We start from the raw sequence: 24,160 nt of genomic DNA, 5'->3' as shown, positions 1-24,160 counted from the left end.
GTGACTCTCACCCGTGGGCCGCTCGTGCCTAACGTGGACGACATGACAGACACCACGATCACCCTCAACAACGGAGTCCAGCTCCCCGCGGTCGGTCTGGGCGTGTTCCAGACCCCGCCGGACGAGACAGCGGCCGCCGTCCAGGACGCCCTGAGCCTGGGCTATCGCCACGTCGATACCGCGGCCGCCTACGGCAACGAGCGGGAGGTCGGCGACGCCCTCCGGGCCTCGGGCCTGGCGCGGGCGGACGTCGTCGTCGAGACCAAGCTGTGGATCAGCGACTACGGGTACGACGCGGCGCTGCACGGGTTCGCCAAGAGCGCCGCGAAGCTCGGCGTCGACCAGATCGACCTGCTGCTCCTGCACCAGCCGCTGCCCAGCCGCTTCGACCTGACCCTCGACGCCTACCGGGCGCTGGAACGGCTGCTCGCCGACGGTCGGGTCCGCGCGATCGGCGTCAGCAACTTCATGCCCGAGCACCTCTCGCGCCTGCTGGCGGAGACCACCGTGGTCCCCGCGGTGAACCAGATCGAGCTGCACCCGTACTTCCAGCAGAAGGCGCTCCAGGCGCTGCACGTCGAGCACGGCATCCTCACCCAGGCGTGGTCGCCGATCGGGGGGATCACGTCCTACCGGGAGTCCGCGAGGCGCAGCTTCGACGACCCGACCCTGATCGAGATCGGCGAGCGGCACGGGAAGACGCCGGCCCAGGTCATGATCGGCTGGCATGTCCAGGAGGGCCGCTCCGCGATCCCGAAGTCCACGAAGAAGGCCCGCATCGCGGAGAACATCGACGTGCTCGACCTCTGGCTGACCGCCGAGGAGGTCGCCGCGATCGACGCCCTCGACACCGGCGTCCGCGGCGGCCCGGAGCCCGACAGCATCACCCTGGAGAACTACGGCCGGCCCATCCCTGAGGCCTGACCGGCGAGTGCCCACCTGAGGTCGTCGATGATCCGGCGGGGAACCGACTGAGCGGCGCCTGCTCGTGCGGCACACTCGCTGACGTGGACGAGAGTCGATGAGCGAGGGACGCCGCAACCGCCGGGCGCCGCGCCGCTTCCGTGTGGCGATCGACGCCCCGGCGGCACCCGTGGTCGGGGGTCCGACGCCGGCCGTGAGCCGATCGCGCAGGGCGTGGAGGTCGCAGCGGGGAGCGGGTGTCACGTGCTTCGTGCTCGCCGTGCTCTTTGCCGTCCTCGCCGTCGGTGCCGCCGACGACGGGTCACACATCGGTCCCGCGAGCCCGACGGCACAGGCGACCGTCGTCGACGTGATCCCGCTGTACCGACGGAGCGAGGTCGCGGTCGAGTTCCGGACGCAGGACGGTCGGGACGTACGGGCCCGGACCGACGAGTACCGCGGGATGCCCGAGGTCGGTGACGTCCTCACCGTCCAGTACGACCCGGCCGACCCGGAGGCCTTCGTCCGTGAGCTCGGAGACGACACCAACCGCGTGTACGTCGTCCTGTTCGCCGGCCTCACCGGCGCGCTCGTCGTCGGCGGCGTGCTGGGCCTGCGAGGCCGCCTCCCGCGCTGGGCGCTGAACCGGTGACGCGGCACCGGACGACGACGTCAGGACCCGGTCGCCGGGGTGTGCCGGCGGTCGACGCTCAGGTCGGGGTGCTCGTGCGCGGTCCTCGGTCGTCGCCCTGACGGTCAGGTGTGGGCGAGACGGGGGGCGAGGTCGTCGACCCTGCGGGCGATCTCCTCGAGGGCGGCGTCGAACGCCGCGTCGTCGGCAGCCCGGACCGGGTCGGGGACGGACCAGTGCAGGTCCGCGACGTCGCCCATCTCCTCGTGCGCGTGGTCGCACACGGTCACGACCAGGTCGCCCTCGCGTCGCACGTCGCTGAACAGGCGGGGCTTGGCGTCGCGCAGGGGAAGGTCGTGCCGGGCGGCCGCGGCCAGTGCCCCTGGTGCCACGGCTGCGGCGGGGTGCGTGCCGGCCGAGGCCGCCGTGATCCTGCTGGTGCGGTGCCACAGGGCGACGGCCAGGTGCGACCGCGCGGAGTTCGCGGTGCAGACGAACAGCACGCGCCGCGGGCGGGGCATGGTCCACCCCGAGGGGACGATCGCCGCGTCGGGGGTGAGGTGCAGGTAGGTGCGACGCCGGTCGCCCTCGGAGCGTCGCCGCGAGACCAGGCCGTGCTCGACGAGCACGCCGACGTGGTGGGCGACGAGGTTGGAGGCCATGCCGAGCTCGGCGGACAGCTCGGAGGGGGAGTGATCGCCCAGCGAGAGCAGCTCGACGACGGCCAGCCGACCGGGATCGGCCAGGACGGCGTGCAGTGCTGCGCGCCGCTCGATCTCTGCATGCCACTCAGTGTTCATTGAGTCAATATTGACTGAGTGATCCTCCCCAGGTCAAGATGCCGCCGTGACCACAGAACCCCTGCCACTGTCCCGACGCCTCGCGGCGGAGTTCCTCGGCACCGCCCTGCTGGTGGCCGTCGTCGTCGGCTCGGGGATCATGGCCAGCGCGCTGAGCGCTGACGTCGGCATCCAGCTGCTGGCGAACTCGACCGCGACCGTGCTCGGGCTGGCGGTGCTGATCGTGGTGCTCGGCCCGGTCTCCGGGGCGCACTTCAACCCGGTCGTGACGGGCGCCGAGTGGGTGCTGTCGCGGGGGAGTGCGGAGCAGCGGCCCTGGGGCGAGGTCGCCGGCTATGTGCTCGCGCAGTGCACGGGCGGCGTCGCGGGGGCGCTGCTCGCCGGCCTGATGTTCGAGGTCGCACCGGCAATGGCTACGACGCAGCGGACCGGCGGCGGGCTCCTGGTCGGCGAGGTCGTCGCGACGGCCGGGCTCGTCCTGGTGATCTTCGCCCTGGTGCGCAGCAGTCGAGCCGCTCTCGTGCCGGCCGCCGTCGCGGCCTGGATCGGGGCCGCGTACTGGTTCACCTCCTCGACCTCGTTCGCCAACCCCGCGGTCACCGTCGGACGGATGTTCTCCGACACCTTCGCGGGCATCGCACCGGGCTCCGTGCCGCCGTTCCTGCTCGCCCAGGTGGTCGGCGCCGTCCTCGGCGTGGTCGCGGTGGTCGTGTTCTCTCCCGCGGGCTCGCCACGGGATCTCTCGGCGGAGCAGGTCCTGCCCGCCGTCGTGCACTGACGAGGAAGGCACGCCATGCACCTGGTCGTGGTCGGTGGCAGTGACGCCGGCATCAGCGCCGCCCTGCGCGCCCGCGAGCTCGACGAGTCGACCGAGGTCACCGTCGTCGTCGCGGACGCCTACCCCAACTACTCGATCTGCGGGATCCCGTACTACGTCTCCGGCGAGGTCACGCACTGGCGCAACCTTGCGCACCGGACCCGCGAGGACCTCGAGGCCACCGGTATGCGACTGCGCCTGGAGACGCTCGCCACCACGATCGACGTCCCCGGCCGGCGCCTGCGCGTCCGCGACCGAGACGGCGAGGCGTGGATCGGGTACGACGCCCTGGTCGTCGGCACCGGAGCGGTACCGGTGCGGCCGCCGATCGACGGGCTCGACGAGCTCGGTCCGCGGGACGGCGTCCACCTGCTGCACACGATGGGGGACACGTTCGACCTCATGGCGACGCTGGATCGTGCCGCACCCCGTCGCGCACTGATCGTCGGCGCCGGCTACGTCGGCCTGGAGATGGCCGAGGGGCTCACCGCGCGCGGGATCCACGTGACGCAGGTCGAGCGACTCCCCGAGGTCCTGCCGACCGTGGATCCGGAGCTCGGCGCCCTCGTGCGTGCCGAGCTGCTGCGCCACGGCGTCGACGTGCACACGGGCACCTCCGTCACCCGGATCGCCCGGCGCGACGGCGGGCTCCGCGTCGACGCGCAGGCCACCGATGGCGACCCGATCGCGTGGGACGTCGACCTGGTCCTGGTCGTGACGGGGGTGCGGCCCGACACCGAGCTGCTCGTCGCCGCCGGCGCTACCACCGGACCGGCGGGGGCCGTCGACGTCGGCTCGGACATGCGCACGAGCCTCGACCACGTGTGGGCGGCGGGCGACTGCGTGATCACCCACCACCGCCTGCTCGGCCGCAGCTACCTCCCGCTCGGCACCACCGCCCACAAGCAGGGCCGCGTCGCCGGCGAGAACGCCCTCGGCGGGAACGCCCGCTACGCCGGCAGCGTCGGCACTCAGGTGGTCAAGGTGTTCGACCTCGTGGCTGCCCGCACGGGGCTGCGCGACCTCGACGCCACCGCGGCCTACCCGGCCGCCACGACGCACTCGAGCCCCGACGACCACAAGCGGTACTACCCGGGCGCCCAGCCGATCTCCATCCGCATCACCGGCGACACCAGCACCGGGCGGCTCCTCGGCGCCCAGCTGGTCGGGGGACTGACCACCCAGACCGCCAAGCGCGTCGACACCCTGGCCACCGCGCTCTTCCACGAGATGACCGTCGAGGCCGTCAGCGAGCTCGACCTGTCCTACACCCCGCCCCTCGGCTCACCGTGGGACGCCGTCCAGCTGGCCACCCAGGACTGGGTCCGCCACCACCGATCCACCCTCACCACGGGAGCACCTGCATGACCACCATCCTGTTCGTCTGCGTGCACAACGCCGGCCGGTCCCAGCTCGCCGCCGGGCTGGCCGCAGCCCGGGCAGGCTCCGACGTCACCATCGTCTCGGCCGGCACCGAGCCCGACGCCGCCGTCAGCCAGACGGTCCTCGCCTCCCTGGCCGAGATCGGCATCGACCGCAGCGACCAGGTCCCCCAGCTCCTGACCGACGAGCTCGCCGCCCGGGCCGACGTGATCGTGGCACTCAAGCCGGGACTCGACCTGCCGGCCCACGACCGTGTCGACGTCTGGCCGCTGCCCGACCCGGCCTCGTGGGACGTCGAGGGCATCCGTCCCCTCCGCGACCACATCGACAGCCTGGTGGCCGACCTCCTCGCCGTGACGAGCCGTACCCGGTAGCGGGCGGTCGCGCGGTCGTGAGGTGTCGTCAGGCCGAACCCGGCGTCGAGGTCCACTCGGCGACCTGGATCCCCAGCGCCGCGGCCAAAGCCTCCAGGTCGCGGCGGGCCTGGCGGTGTGAGGCCCAGACCCGTGTGGTGCCCCGGATGCCGAGCGGCTCGGACTCCGGGTCGGCGGTCAGCACCACCAGGGTTGCTCGTGCACCGCGGGGCACGAGGTGTGCGGAGACTCGGTAGTCGATGCCGTGCCAGCTCCCGGTCCCGCGCGCGGCCTCTCCCGGGGAGGTGGAGTCGAGGGTGACGTCGGCGTGCTCGAGGTGCCATACGGCGGGCGCCTGATCCGTCGCGCGGGCGACCGTCGTCAACGCCCTCCAGGCGAGACGTGGATCGGCCGGGATCTCGATGCTCGCGGCAGTCTGCTTCGGCACTCCCATGCGTCCATCATGCGACCACGCGGAGCATCGATGTCGAGGACGAACGACGTGCCGGAGAGGACCGTTCTCACGCCTGAGTCTCCCTCTCGCCGCCCCGAAGGAGCTCGAGCGCCTCGTGCTCGACGAGGACCGGCACGAAGTCGCGGACGCTCGACCCGTCGAACTGCGCCAGCTGGGCCTCGACGACCTCGCGCACGGTGGCTGCGGGAATGTCGGGGAACCGGGCGGCGAGGCGTTCGACGACCTCGTCGATCGCGCGGCCTTCGTCCTGGAGGGGCATGTCCGACAGGGTCGCTGGCCGGGCACCCGGCGTCAACCGGGAGCACAGCGCGTCATCACGCCGGAACGGGTGGGGCCTGCGACCTGGACGTTCGTCCGGGTGACGGCTGTGCGATACGTCCGTGGTGTCTGATCGTCGACCGTCGGTCGCCTGGTGTTCGTCCTGCGGTCCCGCACAGGTTGCTCACAGATGCAGCCGATCGGCTGGACTGCACCGGGTGCGCCGAGACAGGCGCCACGATGAAAGGACGGGATGCGGACGGTGCCGCCCGTGTTCCAGCTCTACCGGTTCTCCGACGACGACGCCGTGTGGTGGCGGCTGGTGAGCCCGAACGGACGCGGGTTCGCCCGCAGCACCGTGGCGCTGCCGACCAGCGCTGCCGCACGCGAGTCCGTCGAGGCCGTGCGCGCGTCGATCGGGTCGCTCGTGCCGCTCCTCCGGCTCACCGAGACGTACCGCTGGCAGTGGTTCCTCACCGCTGACGACGCCCCGGTGGTGCAGGGGATCGGTGACAAGGACCGGCGCGTGCGGTGCGCGCACGCGTGCCGAGACTTCGTCCTGCTCGCGCCGGTGGCGCAGATCGACCCCGCCGTCGTCACCTACCGCCGGGTCTCGTCTCCCCGGGTCGCGCGACGCCCGGCGCTGTGACCTCGGCGCGAACCCGGCTGGGCTGGGCTGCTGCGGGGGTCGGGGCGACCGCGGTGGTCGTGCTGACGGGCCTCGCGGCCGTGCAGGAGGCTGCTGTGGCGAGCGGAGCGGCCGTGCTCCCGGTTCCGGTCGGCACCGCGCAGGCTGAGAGTCCCGGAGCTCCCCTGGGCACGGTCGAGCTGACGTCGCACGAGGTCGTGGCGCCGGTCGATCGCGCGTCCGGCGCCTGGGTGTCGACAGTCTCGGCGGCGACCGGCGTCGAGACCGTGGCGCTCCAGGCGTACGCCGACTCCACCCTCGCCGTGGCGCGTCTCGGTCCCGGGTGCCACCTCGGGTGGACCACGCTCGCCGCGATCGGGACCGTCGAGTCGGGCAACGGCACCCACGGCGGTGCGCACCTGCTGCCCGACGGCCGACCGAGCGTCCCGATCGTCGGACCAGCGCTCGACGGGTCCGGCGGGACCGCGGCGATCCCGGCGCGGGCCGAGGACACCGCCTGGCACGGCGATGCCGTGTGGTCGCACGCGGTCGGCCCGATGCAGTTCCTGCCGTCGACGTGGAGCCGCTGGGCCTCCGACGGCGACGGCGACGGTGCGCAGGACCCGAACGACATCGACGACGCCGCGCTCGCAGCCGCGCGGTACCTCTGCGCGTCCGGGCGGGACCTCGCGACACCCGAGGGATGGCAGGCGGCCGTGCTGTCCTACAACCACGACGACGCCTACGTGGCGCTCGTCCTCGCGACGGCGAACGGCTTCGCCACCGCAGCCGGACGATGACCGGGCAGCTGCTCGGCGGGAGGTACGCGCTCGGCGGCCTCCTCGGCTCCGGCGGATCGGCCGATGTCTTCGCCGCCGTCGACGTCCGCCTCGGTCGGGACGTGGCCGTCAAGGTCGTGCGCGTCCCCGTGCCGACCGGAGCCGATCCGTGGGCGCAGCTGCGTGGGGGTGCGCGCCTCGACCACCCGAACGTCGTGCACGTGCTCGACGCCGGCACGGACACCCGTGGCCGGGCGTACCTGGTGCTGGACCTAGTGGTGGGACGGACGCTCACCGACCTCCTCGCACGCGGACCGATGCAGCCCCGCGACGCGCTGACCGTGCTGGACGGCCTGCTCGCGGGCCTGGAGCACGCGCACGAACGGGGAGTGCTCCACCTCGACCTGTCGCCGTCGAACGTGATGGTGACCAGTCTGGGCGGGCCCAGCGCGGTGCTGCTCGACGTCGGCGCGACGCCCGAGCCGGACCCGGCCGACCCTCGGGTGACGGTGAGCCCGCACTACGCCGCGCCGGAGGTGGCGACCGGCGCGCGGGGCGACGCCCGCTCGGACGTCTACTCGGCGGGCGCTCTCCTGTTCCACCTGGTCACCGGCCGGCCGCCCTTCGACCACGGCGATCCGCAGACGGTGCTCGCCGCCCAGGTGTCCGAGGTCGCGCCGCTGCCCAGCGCGGTCCGCCCGGGCCTGCCGAGCGACATCGACCGGATCGTGCGGCGCGCGCTGGCCAAGGATCCGGACCGTCGACACGGCGGTGCGGCAGACCTGCGCGCGGAGGTCCGGGTCGCTCTGCTGCTCGCCGGCACGCGTGCGGCGCAGCCGGACCCGCCCCGGGGCGCCGGGTACGTCCGGACCACCAGGGAGCTCCTGCCGGTCCGCCCGGTCGGGCCCGTGCTCGGCGGGCGACCGACCAGCGGGGGAGCCTGGGTGACGGTGGGCATCGCGATCCTCGGCACGGCGTTCGTCCTCTGGCTCGCCCTGGCTCAGCCCTCGACGGCCGAGCCGCCGTCGCAGGCGGTCGCGACGACTCCACCCGTCACCCGAGCAACGCCGACCCGGGGAACCCCCACCGCACGGGTAGAGCCGACGACTCCGCCGCCCGTGCCGACCGAGGTGGCGGTGCCGGCACTCGTCGGTCTCACGCTGGGCGACGCACGGGCCGCGCTGGTGGCGGCCGGGCTCACGCTCGGCGAGCTGGTGCAGGCAGACGCGGCTGCGCCCGCCGAGACCGTGCTCAGCAGCGCCCCGGCCGGCGGTGCTCCGGCACGTCCGAGTGATCCGGTGGCGCTCATCGTGTCCACCGGGCTGGTCGGCGTGCCGGACGTGAGCGGGCGGGAGCTCGCGGACGCTCGCTCCACCCTGGTGGCTGCCGGGTTCGCGGTCGTGGAGCGCGCGGTGCCCGCGTCGACGGCGGGGGTCGTGCAGGGGAGCGAGCCGGAGGCCGGGGCGCGGGTGCCCGCGGGCGGGACGGTCGTCGTGCTCGTCGGCGTCGCACCGTCAGCCTCGCCGACGCCGACGCCGACCCCTGCGACCCTGCCGACCCCCTCGCCCTCGACCGAGCCGTGAGCCGACGCGTCTGCCGGGCTGCGCGCGTTCGTCCCCTGTTCACCGGCGCGGCGTCACTCGGTCATCGGTCCAGGTTTCGATCTGCGGAGGCAGCAGGGGACGAGCAGCGAGGAGCGTGGCGGCAGCGATGAGCACGCAGGTGCGGGTGGACGACCCGCAGGTCGGCTCGGCGCTGCCCCGGCGACTCTCCAGCCGCCTGAGCGGCTCCGACCGCGCCTTCGTGGTCGCGGCCCGGGGCGTCGGTGCGACGGTGCTGCTCATCACCGGCGGCATCGGGGTGTTCCTGGCCGTCCAGGCCTTCCCCACGCTGCGGCACTACGGCTGGTCGTTCTTCACCGAGACGGACTGGCAGCCCGAGGCGGACCGCGTCGGCATCGCCGCCGTGCTCGTCGGCACGGTGACGGTCGCGCTCGTCGCGCTCGTGTTCGCCTTCCCGCTCGGCCTGGCCACCGCGCTGTACATCAGCGAGTACGCGCCGGCGCGGATCCGCGGCGCCCTCGTCTCGGTGGTCGACCTCATGGCCGCGGTGCCCAGCATCATCTACGGGCTCTGGGGGTTCCTGCTGCTGCAGCCCTATGCCAAGGGGATCGCCCGCTGGCTGCACTCCTACCTCGGCTTCCTCCCCTTCTTCCAGGTGGACACCGACCCGGACGCGGCGCTCTGGGAGCAGACCCGGTACACCGCGTCCGCGTTCGTCGCCGGGCTGGCCGTGGCGATGATGGTGCTCCCGATGGCCTCCGCGGTGATGCGCGAGGTGTTCTCGCAGGCTCCGCTCGGCGAGCGCGAGGCCGCCCTCGCGCTGGGATCGACCCGGTGGGGCGTGATCCGCTCCGTGGTGCTCCCGTTCGGCCGCGGCGGCATCATCGGCGGCACGATGCTCGGCCTCGGCCGGGCCCTCGGGGAGACCATCGCGGTCGCGCTGATCATCTCCCCGGCCTTCGACCTGAAGTTCCAGCCGCTGGAGATCGGCACCAACACCGTCTCGGCGCTCATCGCGCTGCGCTTCGGGGAGGCCGACGACGCGCAGCTCTCCGCGCTGCTCACCGCGGGACTGGTCCTCTTCCTCGGCACGCTCGTGGTGAACACCGTCGCGGCGATGGTCGTCGCGCGCAGCCGCTCGGGCGTCGGGACGGACATCTGATGACGGTGCTCGAGGCACGGACGCCGCATGCGGCTCCCCGCACCTGGGTGCGCCCCGCCGACGACCAGGCACCCACCGCGCCCCCACGACGCCGCCGCACCGGCGGGACGAAGGCGGAGGACCGCGCGATCCTCGTCGGGTCCGTGCTCGCCGGCGTCGCGCTGAGCTGGGTGGTCTGCTTCCGGCTGCTGCCCTGGGGCAACCCTCTGGCGTTCGTGCTCACGGCCTTCGCGGTCTTCCTCGCGGTGGTCACCGTCGCCACGGCCGCGACGTCCGACGGGCCGATGGTCACCGACCGGCTCGCGGCCGCGGTGATCAGCGGTGGGGCAGCGGTCGTCGCGATCGCCCTGGTCAGCACCGTGGCGTTCACGTTCGTCCGCGGAGCCGGTGCCCTGACGCACTCGAACATGTTCCTCGACGACATGGCGGGCGTGGGCCCGCGCGACCCGCTGACCAACGGTGGAGTCCTGCACGCGATCCTCGGGTCGCTCATCCAGATCTCGATCGCGGTCGTCGTGACCGTGCCGCTGGGCATCGGAACCGCCGTCTTCATGACCGAGGTCGGCGGTCGCTTCTCCCGCGTCGTCCGGACGGTCGTCGAGGCGATGACGGCCCTGCCGTCGATCGTCGCGGGGCTGTTCATCTACGCCGTGCTGATCCTCACGCTCGGCGTCCCGCGCTCGGGCGTCGCCGCCGCGGCGGCCCTGTCCGTGATGATGCTGCCGATCATCGCGCGCGCCGCCGACGTGGTGCTGCGCGTGGTGCCGGGTGGGCTGCGCGAGGCCAGCCTGGCGCTGGGGTCGTCGCGCTGGCGGACCGTGTGGCACGTGGTGCTCCCGACTGCCCGGGCGGGGCTGGCCACGGCCCTCATCCTCGGCGTCGCGCGCGGCGTGGGGGAGACCTCCCCGGTGCTGCTCACCTCGGGGGCCGCGTCGTTCGTCGTCCTCAACCCGACGGTCGGCGCCATGAACTCGCTGCCGCTGTTCATCTTCTCGGCCATCCGCAGCGGTGAGCCGCTCTACGTCCAGCGCGGCTTCGCCGCCGCGTCGATCCTGCTGCTCCTCGTGCTGGCGCTCTTCGTGCTGGCGCGACGGATCGCCCGACCGCGGACGGGCCGGCGATGACCCGGCTCCCGCGCCCCAGCCCTGGAGGACACGTGCCTGATCCGAGCCGTCGCCGAGCGCGGCGCGCCCTCGCGGCCCTCGGGGCGGTGCTGCTCGTGCTGCTGACCGGTCAGACGCCCGCGTTCGCCGCCTACGGGCAGATCGAGGGCACCGGCTCGACGTGGAGCCAGGTGATCGTCGACCAGTGGATCGCCGACGTGGACGCCAACGGCATCAAGGTCGTCTACACCGGCGGAGGGTCGTCCAAGGGCCGCAAGGACTTCGCGTCCGGCACCACGGACTTCGGCATCTCCGAGATCCCGTACCAGCAGACCGACGAGTACGGGAACGCGGACAACGCCAACGGTCGCCAGTTCGCCTACCTGCCGATCGTCGCGGGCGGCACGGCGTTCACGTACCACCTGGAGTCCGGCGGGCAGCTGGTGCGTGACATCCGGCTGTCCGGCGAGACGATCGCCAAGATCTTCACCAGCCAGATCACCAGCTGGGCCGACCCCGCGATCAAGGCCGACAACAACGGCCGGACGTTCCCGGACCAGCCGATCATCCCGGTGGTCCGCTCGGACGGCTCCGGGACGACCGCGCAGTTCACCACGTGGCTGGACACCGCGCAGCCGTCGATCTGGCGGGCGTACTTCGGGCGGTCGGGGCTGACGTCCTACTACCCGAAGCCCAGCGGCAGCCGGATGATCGGCGCCTCGAGCTCGGACCAGGTGATGAACACGGTCGCGTCGGACGCCGGGAACGGCACGATCGCGTACGTCGAGTACTCCTACCCCATCAACAAGGGGTACCCGGTGGTGAAGGTGCTCAACGCCGCCGGCGTCTACGTGGAGCCCACGCAGTACGCCGTCGCGGTGGCCCTGACCAAGGCGCGGATCAACTCCGACCCCGCGTCGCAGAACTACCTCACGCAGATCCTCGACGACGTCTACGCCAACCCCGACCCGCGGTCCTACCCGCTGTCGTCGTACAGCTACATGCTGCTGCCGACCGGCTCGAGCGACCCCCGGATGACCACCAACAAGCGGCAGAGCCTGGTGGACTTCATGTTCTACTCGCTCTGCGAGGGCCAGGGGAAAGCCGGCGCCTACGGGTACTCACCGCTGCCGCTGAACCTCGTCCAGGCGGGCTTCGAGCAGGTGGCCAAGCTGGGCGCGGCGGACCCGGCGGTCGACGTCAGCAACCGCGACGCCACCAAGTGCAACAACCCGACGTTCGTCGCGGGTGACCTGGCGCGCAACAAGCTGGCGGAGATCGCCCCGGCGCCGGCCGAGTGCGACAAGCAGGGTGCCGGGCCGTGCCTCGGCGCCGGCCAGACCGCCGGGGGCGCCGGGACCGCGGGAGGCGCTGCGTCCGGTGGTGGCGCGGCCGCCGGCGGGGGCGGCGGTGCGGCCGGGGGCGCGGACGCCGCAGGTGCCGGGGGCGAGGTGGTGGCGGGGGTCGACGATGCCGTGACGATCGACCCGGAGACCGGACTTCCCGTCGGGGGCGGTGGGTCGGGCGGGTCCGACGTCGCCAGCGGCTCCGTGTCCACGCAGATAGCCCGCCCCGCGGGTGGCAGCGTGGCGTTCGGTGCGCTCGCGGCCGCCGAGCTGCTCGCGATCGTCCTCGTGCCCGGCCTCCTCGCCGTGCGTGCCCGCCGAGCGGCGGCCCTGTGATGACCGCGTTCTCGCCGCGTCGGCTGGCCGCGCTCGTCGTGGCCGTCGGCACCGTCCTGCTCACCGGTGTCGTCACCGCCGCGCCTGCCGGAGCGGCCGACCCGGTCGACTACCGGCAGACCAAGACCCTCACGCGCGAGCACGTCGCCACCGACGGGACCACGACGACGGTCGACTCGCGCGAGGTGACCGTGCAGGTGGACCGCACGCAGAGCCTGCGCGGCCGCGAGCGGATCCACGTGAGCTGGTCAGGTGCCCGCCCGAGCGCCGGTCGGTCCGCCGACCCGTACGGGTTCAACGGCATGAACCAGGAGTACCCGGTGGTCATCCTGCAGTGCCGCGGCGTCGACGACGCGAGCGCGCCCGAGGCCGAGCAGGTGCGCCCGGAGACGTGCTGGACCTCCACGTACCTGCAGCGCTACGCCGCCGGCGTCGTCTCGGCGGGGGTCTGGCGGCACGACCGCTACGCGTCCGACGAGGACCGCGCGGACCAGGAGACGCTTCCCGGCTGGCCCGCCGAGTGCGGGCTGCTGCCGGGTTCGGTCTTCGCGCAGCACCTGCTGCCCTTCGAGGCCGCGAGCGGCACGGTCTACCCGTCGTGCAGCAACACCACGATCGCCCCCGAGTCCGCGATCGACGCGGCGCTCCCGCCCGCCGACATCGCCGCGTTCACCAACCTGGACGGCACCGGCGACGTGCAGTTCGAGATGCGCACCTCGACGGAGAACGAGTCGCTCGGCTGCTCCTCGGAGGTCCCGTGCACACTCGTCGTCATCCCGATCATGGGCCTGAGCTGCCTGGATGCCGATCCCGCCTGCCTCCAGACGGGGGACTTCGCACCCGGCTCGTCCAACCTGTCCGACGTCGGGGTCGACGACGCCGTGTCGCCGCGGTTCTGGTGGTCGGAGTCGAACTGGCGCAACCGGTTCAGCGTGCCCCTCGACTTCGCGCTCCCGCCGGACGCCTGCGACGTCCTCGACTCGCGGGCGCCCGTGGGGATGTACGGATCGGAGCTGCTGAACCAGGCGTCGCTGCAGTGGGCGCCCGCGTACTGCCTGCGTGCCGACCGGTTCAAGTTCCAGCACAACCGGATGCCGGAGTCCTCCGCGCTACGGCTCCTGGGCACCGGGGACGCGGTCGCCGCGTTCGTGTCCGACGCGGCGCGCAGCTCGACGGTCGACCTGGCCTACGCGCCGACGGCGGTGACCGGTTTCGGGGTCGCCTTCGTCGCCGACCTGCCCGACAACGCCGGGGAGCTGACGCAGCTGCGGATGACTCCACGCCTGCTCGCCAAGCTGCTCACCCAGTCGTACCCGGCCACCAACGACGTCCGCGCGCATGAGGGCCTCGAGAACAACCCGCTGGCGCTCAACACCGACCCCGAGTTCCTCGAGCTCAACCCGGGGCTGTCCACGGTGGCGGCGGAGGCGAAGGCGACGATCCTGTCGCTGTCCGAGGCCTCGGACGTGATGACCGCGGTGACCGGCTACCTCGCGGCGGACCCCGAGGCGATGGCGTTCCTCGGCGGGGAGCCGGACCCGTGGGGGATGCGGGTCAACCCGAGCTACCAGGACATCGACGTGCCGCGCGAGGACTGGCCGATGCTGGACACGTACGTGCGCGAGAGCACCCGCGAGTGCGAGCAGCTCATCCGGTCGCCGTACCTGGGGCTCGTCGCCGCACCGGTGAACAGCCTGCGCAAGATCTCCGAGGCGGTCCTCGACGCGTGGCCCAACGTGCAGACGCAGTGCACCCGCTCGACGACCACCGACCCGTGGAAGTTCGGCCGCATCGCTCGGCAGAACTACGGGGTGCGGTTCATGCTCGGGCTCGTCTCGCTCGGCGACGCGGAGCGGTACGGCCTGCGCACCGCCGAGCTGAGGACCGCCGGGACGGGCCCCGGGGCGACCTTCGTCGCACCGAGCGTGGCGACGATGTCGACCGCAGTTGCGCAGGCGACCCAGACGGCCCCGGGCAAGCCCTTCACGTTCGACCGGACCTCGCTCGACCCGACCGGCTACCCGGGGACGATGGTGGTCAGCACCGCGGCCCGCGTCTCCGGCCTGGACGCGGCCGACGCCGGGCACGTCGCGCAGTTCATCCGCACCGCGACCACCGAAGGCCAGATCAGCGGACCCGGCAACGGGCAGCTGCCGGACGGCTTCGTGCCGATCGCGTCGACCGGGCCGACCGCCGCGCTCTACGCCGCCGCGCAGCAGGCCGCGAGCACCATCGAGGCGCAGAAGGGTCCTGCCGTCGCTCCACCCACCACGCCGGCCACCGTTCCGCTCGGCGCGGCGACCGGCTCCCTGGCGGTCCGGCCACCGGCGCCCCGCTCAGGTGGCGTGCCGGTCGGCGGGACACCGCAGACCGTCGACGGGTTGCCTGCACCGGCGTCGGCGGACGTCGAGGCGGCAGGCCCCTCGGGGACCACGGTGGCGCAGGAGTCGGGGGCCGGCGGCACGGCGGTCAAGGCGACCCTCGGCCTGGCACTCGCGGGCGTGCTCGGGGCACCGCTGCTGCGCAGCCTGGCCACCAGGCGGCGCGCCTCGTGAGCGTCGTCGAGGCGAACCCGTTCGCGCCGCCCGAGCCTGGCCGCGTCCTGCCTCCGCCCGAGCGCCGCGTGCGTGCCCCCCGGCGCCCGCCCCGCCCGGTGCCGCCCCGGCTTCCCCGCCCCACGATGCCCGAGGCCGCCTCGGTGGCCTACACGGCGATGCTCCTGGTCGCGGCGCTCGCGGGGTGGGCCCTGCTCCAGCTCTTCGTCCTCGGCGGCCTGTCTCAGACGCGTGCGCAGCAGGTGCTGCACGCCGAGCTCCGTCAGCAGCTCGCTGCGGAGACGGCGCCGACGGGGGGGAGCATCACGCCGGGCGACCCCGTGGCACTCCTCGTGATCCCGACGCTCGGCGTGCGGCAGGTCGTCGTCGAGGGGACAGCATCCGGAGACCTCACGGCCGGGCCGGGGCACCGCCGCGACACCGCCCTTCCCGGCCAGGCCGGCGTGTCCCTCGTCTACGGCCGCTCCGCCGCGTACGGCGCGCCGTTCCGGTCGGTGGCACTGCTCAGGGCGGGCGACGGCCTGCAGGTCACCACCGGTCAGGGCGAGTTCGTCTACCGCGTGGACGGGGTCCGCCGCGCGGGCGACCCGCTCCCCGCCGCGCTCGACGCGGGCGCCGCCCGGATCACCCTCGTCACGTCCGAGGGCGACGGTCCGCTCGCGTCGATCACGCCCGTCCGGACCGTGTACGTCGACGCGATGCTCGTCGGCGAGGCCGCGACGGGCCCCGGTGGGCGCCCCGCGGGAGTGCCGGACGCCGAGAAGGCACTGGCAGCCGATCGCAGCGTGCTGCCGCAGCTCGCCCTCTGCCTCCAGGGCCTGCTCCTCGCGGTCGCGGCCACGGCGGTCGCGCTGCGTCGCCTCCCCGGCCGCGCCGTCTGGCCAGTCGCCGCGGGGATCGTCGTGGCGCTGGCCTGGGCCTCGACCGACGCGGCCGCCCAGCTGCTGCCCAACCTGCTCTGACCCCGGCCCGGGACGTCCTGCGGTCGAGCCTGCGCTGTCCCTCGTTCACCTGATGACGGGCGGGGGTTCTTCCTCGGTGGGGAGCGTCTGTGGTGGGCCGGGACACCGGCCCACCGACCACAGTCACGAAGGGCTCCCTCCCATGAAGCGATCGAGGGTCTCGATCATTCTTGCCTCCGTCCTGACCGGCGTCGTCGCCGCGTCCATCGCCGCCACGCCGGCCTACGCGGACCCCACCCCGCAGGTCAAGGACATCGTCGGCGTCGGCTCCGACACGACGGAGTTCGCGCTCAACTACATCGCCGACGGCCGTCGCGCCGGGGTGTTCTCCCCGGGCTACAACGCGAGCGCCAGCGCGCGTCTGGTGTCGTTCGACGCGACCGGCAGCTCCACCGTCGTGCTCAAGGCGGGGACCACGGCCATCACGCGGCCGAACGGCTCCGGTGCGGGCAAGGCGCTGCTGTACGGCGCGGGCAACAACACGAACGTGAACTTCGCGCGGTCGTCGTCCTCGCTCAGCTCGGCGGAGGTCGCAGCCGGGCTCTGGCAGGTGCCCTTCGCGGTCGACGGGCTCAAGCTCGCCGTCGCGTCCACGTCGAACGCGCCCGCCAGCATCAGCGCGGCCCAGATGGTGAGCATCTACAACGGCACCTTCACCAACTGGAGCCAGCTGGGTGGCGCGAACGGCGTCATCGTCCCGCAGATCCCGCAGACGGGGTCGGGCACCCGGACGGTCTTCCTCGCCCAGCTCCAGGCCGCGAACGGTGGCACGCCCGTGACCCTCGCGGGCTCGGTGGTCGAGGTCCAGGAGCACGACGCGGCGCCGATCGCGGCCAACCCGAACGCGGTCTCCCCGTTCTCGACGGGTCGGTTCCTCACCGCGACCGGCATCAAGCTCACCGGCGGCTGGACGTTCCAGCGCGCGCTCTACAACGTCGTGCGCACCGCCGACCTGACCAAGCCGTACTTCACGTCGCTGTTCGCCGCTGACGGCTTCATCTGCAGCGGTTCGGCGCAGCCGCTCATCGAGGCGGCCGGCTTCCAGCAGCTCTCCGTGGCCGCGGACGGTGGCGCCTGCGGCGTCCCGACCCAGGCCGCGGTCACCAACTTCACCGTCAACTGATCCACCGACAGCTCAGGAGCAGATCGATGAGACTCAACCGACTGGTGGCCGGCGCGCTGGCCGCGACCGTCGCGACAGGCGCGGTGCTCGTGGCCGTCGCAGGTCCCGCCTCGGCCAACGACGAGGGCCCGCTGATCCCCGGCAGCATCTTCTTCTTCGCGAACACCGGGGGCTTCGACGGGAACACCCCCGCCGACCAGATCACGAGCGGCACCACCGCGGTGCGGCCGTGGCAGTCCCTCACCGTCGACGCGACGTGCCCCGCGGGCACCGGCGTCATCCAGCCCCTGATCCGCATCCCGCAGGCCGGCGTGCCGGTCATCGACTGGGAGCAGGTGCCCTTCGGGCCTGTCTCCACTCTGGTCGACTCCGACGGCCGCCCGTACACGGGTCGCGGCGACTTCATGGGCAAGCCGCAGGCGCTGACCTACCTGGCGTCGCAGCCCGGCAACACCGCGGTGCTGCCGTTCCTGGTGGCGTGCCGCGACGTGGACGGCAACTCGATCGCGTACTTCGAGACCGGTCTGACCATGACCGGCACCTCGACCGCGAACCTCACCTGGTCGATCCCGGCCGCCGCGTTCCCCTCCGAGCCCAGCACCACGGTGCTCGGGGTGTCCGCGACGACCGTCGAGGCCGGCACGTCCGTGGACCTCACGGCGACCGTCGACCCCGCCGCTGCGACCGGTGACGTCGAGTTCTTCGCCGGCACCACGTCTCTCGGCACGGCGACCGTCACCGGCGGCGTCGCGACGCTGTCGACCGCGGGGCTGCCCGTCGGCACCAACGCGGTGACCGCCCGGTACCTCGGCGGCTCGCACGCAACCTCCACGTCCGCGTCCGTCTCGGTCGTGGTCACCGCTGTGGCTGCGCGCACCACGGTCACCACGCTGGGCGTCACCCCGGTCTCCGGCGCGGCCTACTCGGCCGTCACCTTCAGCACCACGGTCGTGGCCTCGTCCGGCGCGGCCAACGGCACCGTCAGCTTCAAGGACGGCACCACGGTGCTCGGCTCGCTCCCGGTCGTCGGTGGCGTCGTCGCCGACTTCACCACCAACGTGCTCGGCGCCGGCGCGCACTCGCTGACCGCCGACTTCGTGGGGACCGCCCCGTACAGCGGCTCGGTCTCGGCGCCCGTCGCCGCGACGTACGAGCTGTCCGGCGCGGTGGACGAGCAGACGGTCACCGTCGACATCCCCGTCGGTGCCATCTCGATCACCACGCCGTACACGCCGTCGAACCCGCTCGCGCTCGGCACCGCCGTGCTCGACCCCGCGGACTCGACGTACTCCGCGTCGGCCGCCTTCGAGGACATCGTCATCACCGACACCCGGGCCGGCAACCTCGGCTTCACGGCGTCGGTCGTCTCCGGGCCGTTCACCTCGGCGGCGGGCTCGTTCTCGGGCCTGCACGCCGGACTGACCGGCCTCGTGGCCGACCAGGTGGCGGGCAACGCGCTCCAGGCCGGAAACGTCACCCTCACCAACCACGCGCCGGCCAGCGACGGCCTGGACGTCCCGAAGGTCTTCGCGACCTACGGCGCCGGCCAGCCCCTCGGCACCGCGCACATCGAGGGTGTCTTCGGCGTGGACCAGGTGCCGACGTCGGTGGCACCCGGTCTCTACACCGCGACGGTCACCTTCACCGCCGTCTGACGGCGGTCCACCCGGCCGTCGCCGGGCGGTGACCAGGGGAGGTGGGGCGCCATGCGCCTCACCTCCCCGCAGGCGTTCCCCGTCCCTCACACCTCTGGAAGGCCCGACCTGATGCTCGACCGCCTCCGTCCCCTCCTCGCGGTGGTCGCGGTGCTCGGCGCCGCCGCGCTCTGCGCGAGCCCCGCTGCGGCCGCACCCGACCCGCTGCCGCCCGCCGCCGCCGACCTCGTCTCGTTCGGCATCAGCCCCGCCGGTCCGGAGCGTCCGGACGACCGGCCGTTCCTCAGCGTGACCGCACCCCCGGGGGCCGTGGTCTACGAGCACGCCGCGCTGCTCAACCAGGACGACACCGCGGTCCAGCTGCAGGTCTACGGCGGAGACGTCGTGATGGCCGACGGCGGGGGTCTGGCGGTCCGCGCACGCGACGACGCCAGCACCGACGCGGGCGCCTGGATCGCGGTCCCCGGGGCGTCCACCGTCGACGTGGCTGCCCAGACCGCGGACGCCGGGTTCGGCTACACCGTCGTCCCGTTCACCGTCTCGATCCCGGCGAACGCCGAGCCCGGAGACCACCTGGGTGCGCTGGTCGCGTCGCTGGAGAGCGTGGGACAGGGAGCCGAGAACGCACCGAGCATCGAGCTCGAGCAGCGGGTCGCCGCGCGCGTCTACATCCGTGTGGACGGTCCGCTGGACCCGGGTCTCCAGGTCACGGACGTCTCCGCCACCTGGCACGCGGCGTCCCTGGTCGGTGCGGGCGAGGTCACCGTGGACTACACGCTCCGGAACACCGGCAACGTCCGGATGGCCGTCGAGCCCGAGGTCGCGGTCGGCGGTGCGTTCGGTCTGCTCCGCGAACGCGTGGACGGCGACCGGGTCGACGAGCTGCTGCCCGGCGGTGAGGTGCGCGGGTCGACGACCGTGCCAGGCGTCTGGCCGCTCGTGCTCGAGACCGTCACGGTCGACGCGACCGCGGTGGCCCCGGCGGCGGGCGACGACCCGGGCGTGGGGACCGTCTCGGGTGCCGTGCGGGTCTGGGCCGTCCCGTGGCCGCTCCTCGCGCTGCTGGTGCTCGTCGCCCTCGGGCTGGTCGTCCGGAGGGTCCGCCGCAGGTCGGCCCCGACGACTGGACCGGCGGTCGAGGCGCCCCGGCTGCAGGCGGTGCGATGACTGCCCCGCACGCCGTCCCGCGGACGCCCTGCGGGGGCCCGGCGTTCACCTCCGGACTCCATCCTCGTCGCGGTGCGACAGCACGTGACGTGAACCCACGCCAGATCGTCCTCGAAAGGACTGCTCGATGAAGCTCAGGAGAGTTGTGGCCGCGCTGGTGGCCGGGACGTGCGCGACGGGCGCGGCGCTCGTCGCCGTGGCGGGCCCCGCAGCCGCCAACGACGAAGGTCCGCTGATCCCCGGCAACATCTACTTCCTCGCGAACGCCGGCGGGTTCGAGGCGAACACCGCGGCCGACGTCCTCACGAGCGGCACGACGGCCACGCGTCCGTGGCAGTCGCTGGCCGTGGACGCCACCTGCCCGGCGGGCTCCGGTGTCATCCAGCCGCTGATCCGGATCCCGCAGGCCGGTGTGCCGGTCATCGACTGGGAGCAGGTGCCGTTCGGCCCGGTCTCGGTGCTGGTCGACTCGTCCGGACGGCCGTACACGGGTCGCGGCGACTTCATGGGCAAGCCGCAGGCGCTGACCTACCTGGCCTCGCAGCCGGGGAACACCGCCACGCTGCCGTTCCTGGTCGCGTGCCGCGACGTCGACGGGAACTCCATCGCGTACTTCGAGACCGGCCTGACCCTGACGGGCACCACGACGGCCAACCTCACCTGGTCCGTGCCGTCGCACACCTACCCGTCCGGCGGGGGCACCCAGGCCGTCGCGACGACGACCACGCTCACCGCCGCTGCCTCGGGCGCCGACCTGGTCCTCACGGCCGCGGTCGCCCCGGCCGGCGCGGCCGGTCAGGTCACGTTCAAGGAGGGCACGACGGTCCTCGGCACCACGCCGGTCGCCGCCGGCTCGGCCGCCTACACGGTGTCGGCGCCCAGCGCCGGGACCCACGCGTACACCGCGGACTTCGCCCCGACCGACACCGCCGCGTACCTCGCCTCGAGCGGGAGCCTCTCGCTCTCGCTCGGGATCGACTCGGCGACGGGGCAGCTGGTGCTCACGGTGCCCGAGGCGCCGGTGGTCGACGGGTCGCTCATCTTCAGCGTCCCGTTCGACACGCCCGTCGCCCTGACCGGCTCGCGCTCGGTGGACAACTCGCGGGTCACCGCGGCAGGCGTCTTCCCGACCGTGACCGTCACGGACACCCGTCGGGACGCGCTCCTGACCGGCTGGGAGGTCAACGCGCAGGCGTCCGACTTCACCGGCACCTCCGCCACGGTCGGCGCCAAGTACCTGGGCTGGACGCCCGGTACGCCGAGCATGACGCCGGACGCCGGCAGCCCGCTCGTCGCGCAGGCCGGTCCGCCCGTCGCCTCGTTCCTGGACGACGCCTCCAGCGCCGGCCTGTCCACCAGCTCGCTCCTGGGCCGGGCGCAGACCCCCGGTCGCGGGGTCTCGACCCTCGCCGCGGGCCTGGCGCTGGCCATCCCGGGCGCGACCTCGGCGGGCTCGTACACGTCGACGGTCACCGTCACGCTCGTCGGCGGCTGACCGAGGCGCCACGGACCGGGGCTCCTCGACGCGCGACGCGTCGAGGAGCCCCGGCCGTGGCACGTCCGACCAGTGCACTCCTCACCACCCCGATCGGAGAACCCATGGCGGCCCACCGCCCCCTGCTCGCCGCCGCCGTCCTCGCGCTGACGGCGTTCCTCACGCTCGGCGCCGCCCCGGCCGCCCTCGCAGACGACACCGCGGCGGCGTGGGCGGTCACGCCCGCGGACTCGGCCGGCGCCGCTGACGGACGGACCCGGTTCGAGCTCGCGGCGGCGGCGGGCGAGACCGTCGAGGAGCACGTGCTCATCACGAACTCCTCGACGGTCGAGCGTGAGTTCGCGGTGTACGGGGCCGACGGGTTCAACACGCCGTCCGGCGGCTACGACCTCTCACCGGCGGCCCAGCTGCCGACCGACCTGGGCGCGTGGGTGACCGTCGCGAGCCCGACGGTCACGATCCCGCCGCTGGCGACCGCGTCCCTCGCCTTCACGGTCGCGGTCCCCGCCGAGGCCTCGCCCGGCGACCACCCCGGCGGGATCGTCGTCTCACCCGTCCAGACGCAGGTCACCAGCGCGGGAGTGCTGATCGACACGCGCGTGGCGGTCCGGCTCAACCTCCGGGTGGCCGGAGAGCTGGCCCCCGCGCTCGAGGTGCGGGAGGTCAGCGGCACGTTCGACGCCTCCCTCGTGCCGTTCGCCTCGGCGCCCATGACTGTCACCTACGAGGTGGTCAACACCGGCAACGTCAAGGTGGTCGGCGTCCCGCGCGTGCGGGTGACCGGACCGTTCGGCCGGACGCTGGCGTCGCTCGACGCCGAGCAGACCCGCGAGGTCCTGCCGGGCGACTCCTTTACCGTCGTCTCGGTCCTCGAGGGCGTCGAGCCGCTCGGGGTGTCCACCGCGGTCGTCGACGTCGACATGGCCGCAGCGCCGGGGCCCGACACCGAGATCCCGCTCGTCTCCAGCACCGCGCGGACCACCGTGCTGAGCGTCTCGTGGACGGGGCTGGCCCTCGTGGTGCTCGTCGCGGCGACCGTCTGGTACCTCGTGCGCCGGACACGCCGCCGGCGCCGGGGGGGTGCCGAGCACTGGGAGCGGATGGTCGCCGAGACGCGCCGCGAGATCGAGACCGCGTCCGCGCAGGGCACCCGTGCCCTCGGTGCAGGACTGGTCGTGCTGGCCGTCCTCGCACTGACGGCCGCGGCCGCGATCACCATCGCCCCGCCGGCCGTCGCGGCGGGGACCGACGACGGCTCGCTCACGCTGACCGTGCCCCCCGGGACGACGCCGACCGTGCCCCCGGGGACGACGCAGAAGCCGTCCTCGGGTCCCCGTCGGGCGGCGGTGTCTCCGTCCGCGGCTCCCGACCTCGCCGCGCCCGGTCCGGCCGGGGGCGCGGAGGTGATCCCGGCCGCGGACGTCGGCGCCGACCCTGGGCCGGCGCCGGACCTCGTGTGGACCGCCGGCGCGCGTCGCTGGACCCCGGTGCAGTGGACCCTGCTCGGCCTCGGCGCTGCCGGGGCCCTCGCTGCGCTGGCGCTCGCCGCCCGCGCCATCGCACGCGCCAACGGCGCGGGAGGAGTCTCGTGAGCAACCACCAGTCCGACTCGACGGTCGTCCTCTCGCCCGTGCCGGCCGGACGTCCCAGCTCGATCGGACTGCTCGCCGCGCCGCCGGTGCACGAGCTGCCCCCGTCCCTGGCGCCGAGCCGCCTCGCGGAGCTGCGCGCCCAGTCGATCTCGGCGTGGTTCGGCAAGCACCAGGTGCTCGACCGGGTGTCCCTGACCATGCCCGCGGGCATCGTCACCGCGCTCATCGGCCCGTCGGGCTGCGGCAAGTCCACCTTCCTGCGGATCCTCAACCGCATGCACGAGCTGGTGCCCTCGGCCGCCCTCGCCGGTGAGGTTCTGCTCGACGGACAGGACATCTACGACCCGTCGCGACGGCTGACCCAGGCGCGTCGGGACATCGGCATGGTGTTCCAGAAGCCGAACCCGTTCCCGGCGATGAGCATCAAGGAGAACGTCCTCGCCGGCCTCAAGCTCACGGGCGTGCGCGCGTCGAGCTCGGACAAGGACCAGCTCGTCGAGGAGTCGCTGACCAAGGCGGGTCTCTGGCGCGAGGTCCGTGACCGTCTCGGGGCACCGGGTGGTGGGCTGTCGGGCGGCCAGCAGCAGCGGCTCTGCATCGCACGATCCCTCGCCGTCCGGCCGCGGGTCCTGCTGATGGACGAGCCGTGCTCGGCGCTCGACCCGACGTCGACCCGCGTCATCGAGGAGACGATGACGGAGCTCGCGCGGGAGGTGACGATCGTGATCGTCACGCACAACATGCAGCAGGCCGCCCGCGTGTCGCAGCAGTGCGCGTTCTTCCTCGCCTCGCAGGGCACTCCCGGAGTCATCGTCGAGCACGGCGACACGCAGGCCATGTTCCAGTCGCCGCAGGACGAGCGCACCGCCGCGTACGTGGGTGGCCGGTTCGGGTGAGTGCAGGCCGGCAGACCGGGGCTCGGGCCTGTCGACGACGGCGCCACAGGAGGGAGGACCGACAAGGTTGCGCCAAGAGTGCGGGCGTGGCCGTCAAGGTTCCGTCAAGACGGGCGTGAGGTCGTCTGCGGCGGCGTAGACCTGCGGTTGCGGTCCCCTCGAGGACCGCCGGGTGGCCC

General features: G+C 73.5%; 22 protein-coding genes. 19 read left to right on the top strand and 3 right to left on the bottom strand.

Annotation, left to right across the window (positions count from 1 at the left end; translation table 11 throughout):
- Positions 1-42: 42 nt before the first annotated feature.
- Both HP550_RS04820 and HP550_RS04815 read left to right on the top strand, forming a co-directional pair.
- Positions 43-924: an aldo/keto reductase gene (locus tag HP550_RS04820; RefSeq protein ID WP_175346452.1), complete on the top strand. Its 882-nt coding sequence runs from the start codon at positions 43-45 to the stop codon at positions 922-924.
- A 97-nt stretch (positions 925-1,021) separates the two neighbouring features.
- Entirely contained in the window at positions 1,022-1,555 is a 534-nt protein-coding gene (locus HP550_RS04815) for a DUF3592 domain-containing protein (protein WP_175346451.1), read from the top strand.
- Between the two features lie 104 nt (positions 1,556-1,659).
- Here the strand turns inward: HP550_RS04815 and HP550_RS04810 are convergent, their stop codons facing one another.
- Positions 1,660-2,334, bottom strand: a complete 675-nt coding sequence (locus HP550_RS04810) for an arsenate reductase/protein-tyrosine-phosphatase family protein (RefSeq protein WP_175346450.1) — start codon at positions 2,332-2,334, stop codon at positions 1,660-1,662.
- 46 nt (positions 2,335-2,380) lie between these two features.
- Here HP550_RS04810 and HP550_RS04805 point away from each other — a divergent pair, with 46 nt between their 5' ends.
- From HP550_RS04805 to HP550_RS04795, 3 genes are read left to right on the top strand one after another with little or no spacing between them, the layout of a single operon-like run.
- The gene (locus tag HP550_RS04805; RefSeq protein WP_175346449.1) at positions 2,381-3,112 is read left to right on the top strand and encodes an aquaporin; all 732 of its coding nucleotides are present in this window, start codon (positions 2,381-2,383) and stop codon (positions 3,110-3,112) included.
- A gap of 15 nt (positions 3,113-3,127) precedes the next feature.
- Positions 3,128-4,519, top strand: coding sequence for an NAD(P)/FAD-dependent oxidoreductase (locus HP550_RS04800; protein WP_175346448.1), 1,392 nt, complete (start codon positions 3,128-3,130; stop codon positions 4,517-4,519).
- Complete coding sequence (locus HP550_RS04795; RefSeq protein WP_175346447.1) at positions 4,516-4,908, top strand: arsenate-mycothiol transferase ArsC; 393 nt, start codon at positions 4,516-4,518, stop codon at positions 4,906-4,908. The genes HP550_RS04800 and HP550_RS04795 overlap by 4 nt, the downstream gene beginning before the upstream one ends.
- Positions 4,909-4,936: 28 nt before the next feature.
- Here HP550_RS04795 and HP550_RS04790 read toward each other — a convergent pair whose 3' ends face one another.
- Both HP550_RS04790 and HP550_RS04785 read right to left on the bottom strand, forming a co-directional pair.
- Positions 4,937-5,341, bottom strand: a complete 405-nt coding sequence (locus HP550_RS04790; protein WP_175346446.1) for a hypothetical protein — start codon at positions 5,339-5,341, stop codon at positions 4,937-4,939.
- A gap of 67 nt (positions 5,342-5,408) precedes the next feature.
- Positions 5,409-5,621, bottom strand: a complete 213-nt coding sequence (locus HP550_RS04785; protein ID WP_175346445.1) for a three-helix bundle dimerization domain-containing protein — start codon at positions 5,619-5,621, stop codon at positions 5,409-5,411.
- 270 nt (positions 5,622-5,891) lie between these two features.
- Here HP550_RS04785 and HP550_RS04780 point away from each other — a divergent pair, with 270 nt between their 5' ends.
- From HP550_RS04780 to HP550_RS04715, 14 genes are all read left to right on the top strand, one after another.
- Positions 5,892-6,269: a hypothetical protein gene (locus tag HP550_RS04780; RefSeq protein WP_175346444.1), complete on the top strand. Its 378-nt coding sequence runs from the start codon at positions 5,892-5,894 to the stop codon at positions 6,267-6,269.
- Entirely contained in the window at positions 6,266-7,048 is a 783-nt protein-coding gene (locus tag HP550_RS22915) for a lytic murein transglycosylase (protein WP_175346443.1), read from the top strand. The genes HP550_RS04780 and HP550_RS22915 overlap by 4 nt, the downstream gene beginning before the upstream one ends.
- Positions 7,045-8,610, top strand: a complete 1,566-nt coding sequence (locus tag HP550_RS04770) for a protein kinase domain-containing protein (RefSeq protein ID WP_175346442.1) — start codon at positions 7,045-7,047, stop codon at positions 8,608-8,610. Before HP550_RS22915 ends, HP550_RS04770 begins: the two co-directional genes overlap by 4 nt.
- Positions 8,611-8,737: 127 nt before the next feature.
- Entirely contained in the window at positions 8,738-9,751 is a 1,014-nt protein-coding gene (gene pstC / locus HP550_RS04765) for a phosphate ABC transporter permease subunit PstC (protein WP_175346441.1), read from the top strand.
- The gene (gene pstA / locus HP550_RS04760) at positions 9,751-10,875 is read left to right on the top strand and encodes a phosphate ABC transporter permease PstA (protein WP_175346440.1); all 1,125 of its coding nucleotides are present in this window, start codon (positions 9,751-9,753) and stop codon (positions 10,873-10,875) included. The genes pstC and pstA overlap by 1 nt, the downstream gene beginning before the upstream one ends.
- Positions 10,876-10,907: 32 nt before the next feature.
- Positions 10,908-12,536: a phosphate ABC transporter substrate-binding protein PstS gene (locus tag HP550_RS04755; protein ID WP_210767666.1), complete on the top strand. Its 1,629-nt coding sequence runs from the start codon at positions 10,908-10,910 to the stop codon at positions 12,534-12,536.
- A complete protein-coding gene (locus tag HP550_RS04750) occupies positions 12,536-15,091 on the top strand; it encodes a hypothetical protein (RefSeq protein WP_175346438.1) in 2,556 nt (851 codons plus the stop codon). The genes HP550_RS04755 and HP550_RS04750 overlap by 1 nt, the downstream gene beginning before the upstream one ends.
- Positions 15,088-16,053: a sortase domain-containing protein gene (locus tag HP550_RS04745; protein WP_175346437.1), complete on the top strand. Its 966-nt coding sequence runs from the start codon at positions 15,088-15,090 to the stop codon at positions 16,051-16,053. Before HP550_RS04750 ends, HP550_RS04745 begins: the two co-directional genes overlap by 4 nt.
- Before the next feature lie 142 nt (positions 16,054-16,195).
- Positions 16,196-17,176 carry a substrate-binding domain-containing protein gene (locus tag HP550_RS04740; RefSeq protein ID WP_175346436.1) on the top strand — a complete coding sequence of 327 codons (981 nt, stop codon included), beginning with the start codon at positions 16,196-16,198 and terminating at the stop codon, positions 17,174-17,176.
- 26 nt (positions 17,177-17,202) lie between these two features.
- Positions 17,203-18,831, top strand: coding sequence for an Ig-like domain-containing protein (locus HP550_RS04735; protein ID WP_175346435.1), 1,629 nt, complete (start codon positions 17,203-17,205; stop codon positions 18,829-18,831).
- A 51-nt stretch (positions 18,832-18,882) separates the two neighbouring features.
- A complete protein-coding gene (locus tag HP550_RS04730) occupies positions 18,883-19,998 on the top strand; it encodes a COG1361 family protein (RefSeq protein WP_175346434.1) in 1,116 nt (371 codons plus the stop codon).
- A 127-nt stretch (positions 19,999-20,125) separates the two neighbouring features.
- Positions 20,126-21,493 carry an Ig-like domain repeat protein gene (locus HP550_RS04725; RefSeq protein ID WP_175346433.1) on the top strand — a complete coding sequence of 456 codons (1,368 nt, stop codon included), beginning with the start codon at positions 20,126-20,128 and terminating at the stop codon, positions 21,491-21,493.
- A 56-nt stretch (positions 21,494-21,549) separates the two neighbouring features.
- A complete protein-coding gene (locus HP550_RS04720; RefSeq protein ID WP_175346432.1) occupies positions 21,550-23,085 on the top strand; it encodes a hypothetical protein in 1,536 nt (511 codons plus the stop codon).
- A 131-nt stretch (positions 23,086-23,216) separates the two neighbouring features.
- Positions 23,217-23,981 carry a phosphate ABC transporter ATP-binding protein gene (locus HP550_RS04715; RefSeq protein WP_246280558.1) on the top strand — a complete coding sequence of 255 codons (765 nt, stop codon included), beginning with the start codon at positions 23,217-23,219 and terminating at the stop codon, positions 23,979-23,981.
- Positions 23,982-24,160 lie beyond the last annotated feature (179 nt).

The sequence above is a fragment of the Cellulomonas humilata genome (assembly GCF_013359775.1).
Classification (GTDB): Bacteria; Actinomycetota; Actinomycetes; order Actinomycetales; family Cellulomonadaceae; genus Cellulomonas; species Cellulomonas humilata.
Note: the sequence above shows the minus strand (reverse complement) of the source record. Positions and strands in the feature narration are given on the sequence as shown.

Excerpts from the sequence above, each read along its gene's own strand:
- HP550_RS04820 (WP_175346452.1), top strand. The coding sequence starts at position 43 with ATGACAGACACCACGATCACCCTCAACAACGGAGTCCAGCTCCCCGCG.
- HP550_RS04815 (WP_175346451.1), top strand. The coding sequence starts at position 1,022 with ATGAGCGAGGGACGCCGCAACCGCCGGGCGCCGCGCCGCTTCCGTGTG.
- HP550_RS04810 (WP_175346450.1), bottom strand. The coding sequence starts at position 2,334 with ATGAACACTGAGTGGCATGCAGAGATCGAGCGGCGCGCAGCACTGCAC.
- HP550_RS04800 (WP_175346448.1), top strand. The coding sequence starts at position 3,128 with ATGCACCTGGTCGTGGTCGGTGGCAGTGACGCCGGCATCAGCGCCGCC.
- HP550_RS04795 (WP_175346447.1), top strand. The coding sequence starts at position 4,516 with ATGACCACCATCCTGTTCGTCTGCGTGCACAACGCCGGCCGGTCCCAG.
- HP550_RS04790 (WP_175346446.1), bottom strand. The coding sequence starts at position 5,341 with ATGGGAGTGCCGAAGCAGACTGCCGCGAGCATCGAGATCCCGGCCGAT.
- HP550_RS04785 (WP_175346445.1), bottom strand. The coding sequence starts at position 5,621 with ATGCCCCTCCAGGACGAAGGCCGCGCGATCGACGAGGTCGTCGAACGC.
- HP550_RS04770 (WP_175346442.1), top strand. The coding sequence starts at position 7,045 with ATGACCGGGCAGCTGCTCGGCGGGAGGTACGCGCTCGGCGGCCTCCTC.
- pstC (WP_175346441.1), top strand. The coding sequence starts at position 8,738 with ATGAGCACGCAGGTGCGGGTGGACGACCCGCAGGTCGGCTCGGCGCTG.
- pstA (WP_175346440.1), top strand. The coding sequence starts at position 9,751 with ATGACGGTGCTCGAGGCACGGACGCCGCATGCGGCTCCCCGCACCTGG.
- HP550_RS04750 (WP_175346438.1), top strand. The coding sequence starts at position 12,536 with ATGACCGCGTTCTCGCCGCGTCGGCTGGCCGCGCTCGTCGTGGCCGTC.
- HP550_RS04740 (WP_175346436.1), top strand. The coding sequence starts at position 16,196 with ATGAAGCGATCGAGGGTCTCGATCATTCTTGCCTCCGTCCTGACCGGC.
- HP550_RS04735 (WP_175346435.1), top strand. The coding sequence starts at position 17,203 with ATGAGACTCAACCGACTGGTGGCCGGCGCGCTGGCCGCGACCGTCGCG.
- HP550_RS04730 (WP_175346434.1), top strand. The coding sequence starts at position 18,883 with ATGCGCCTCACCTCCCCGCAGGCGTTCCCCGTCCCTCACACCTCTGGA.
- HP550_RS04725 (WP_175346433.1), top strand. The coding sequence starts at position 20,126 with ATGAAGCTCAGGAGAGTTGTGGCCGCGCTGGTGGCCGGGACGTGCGCG.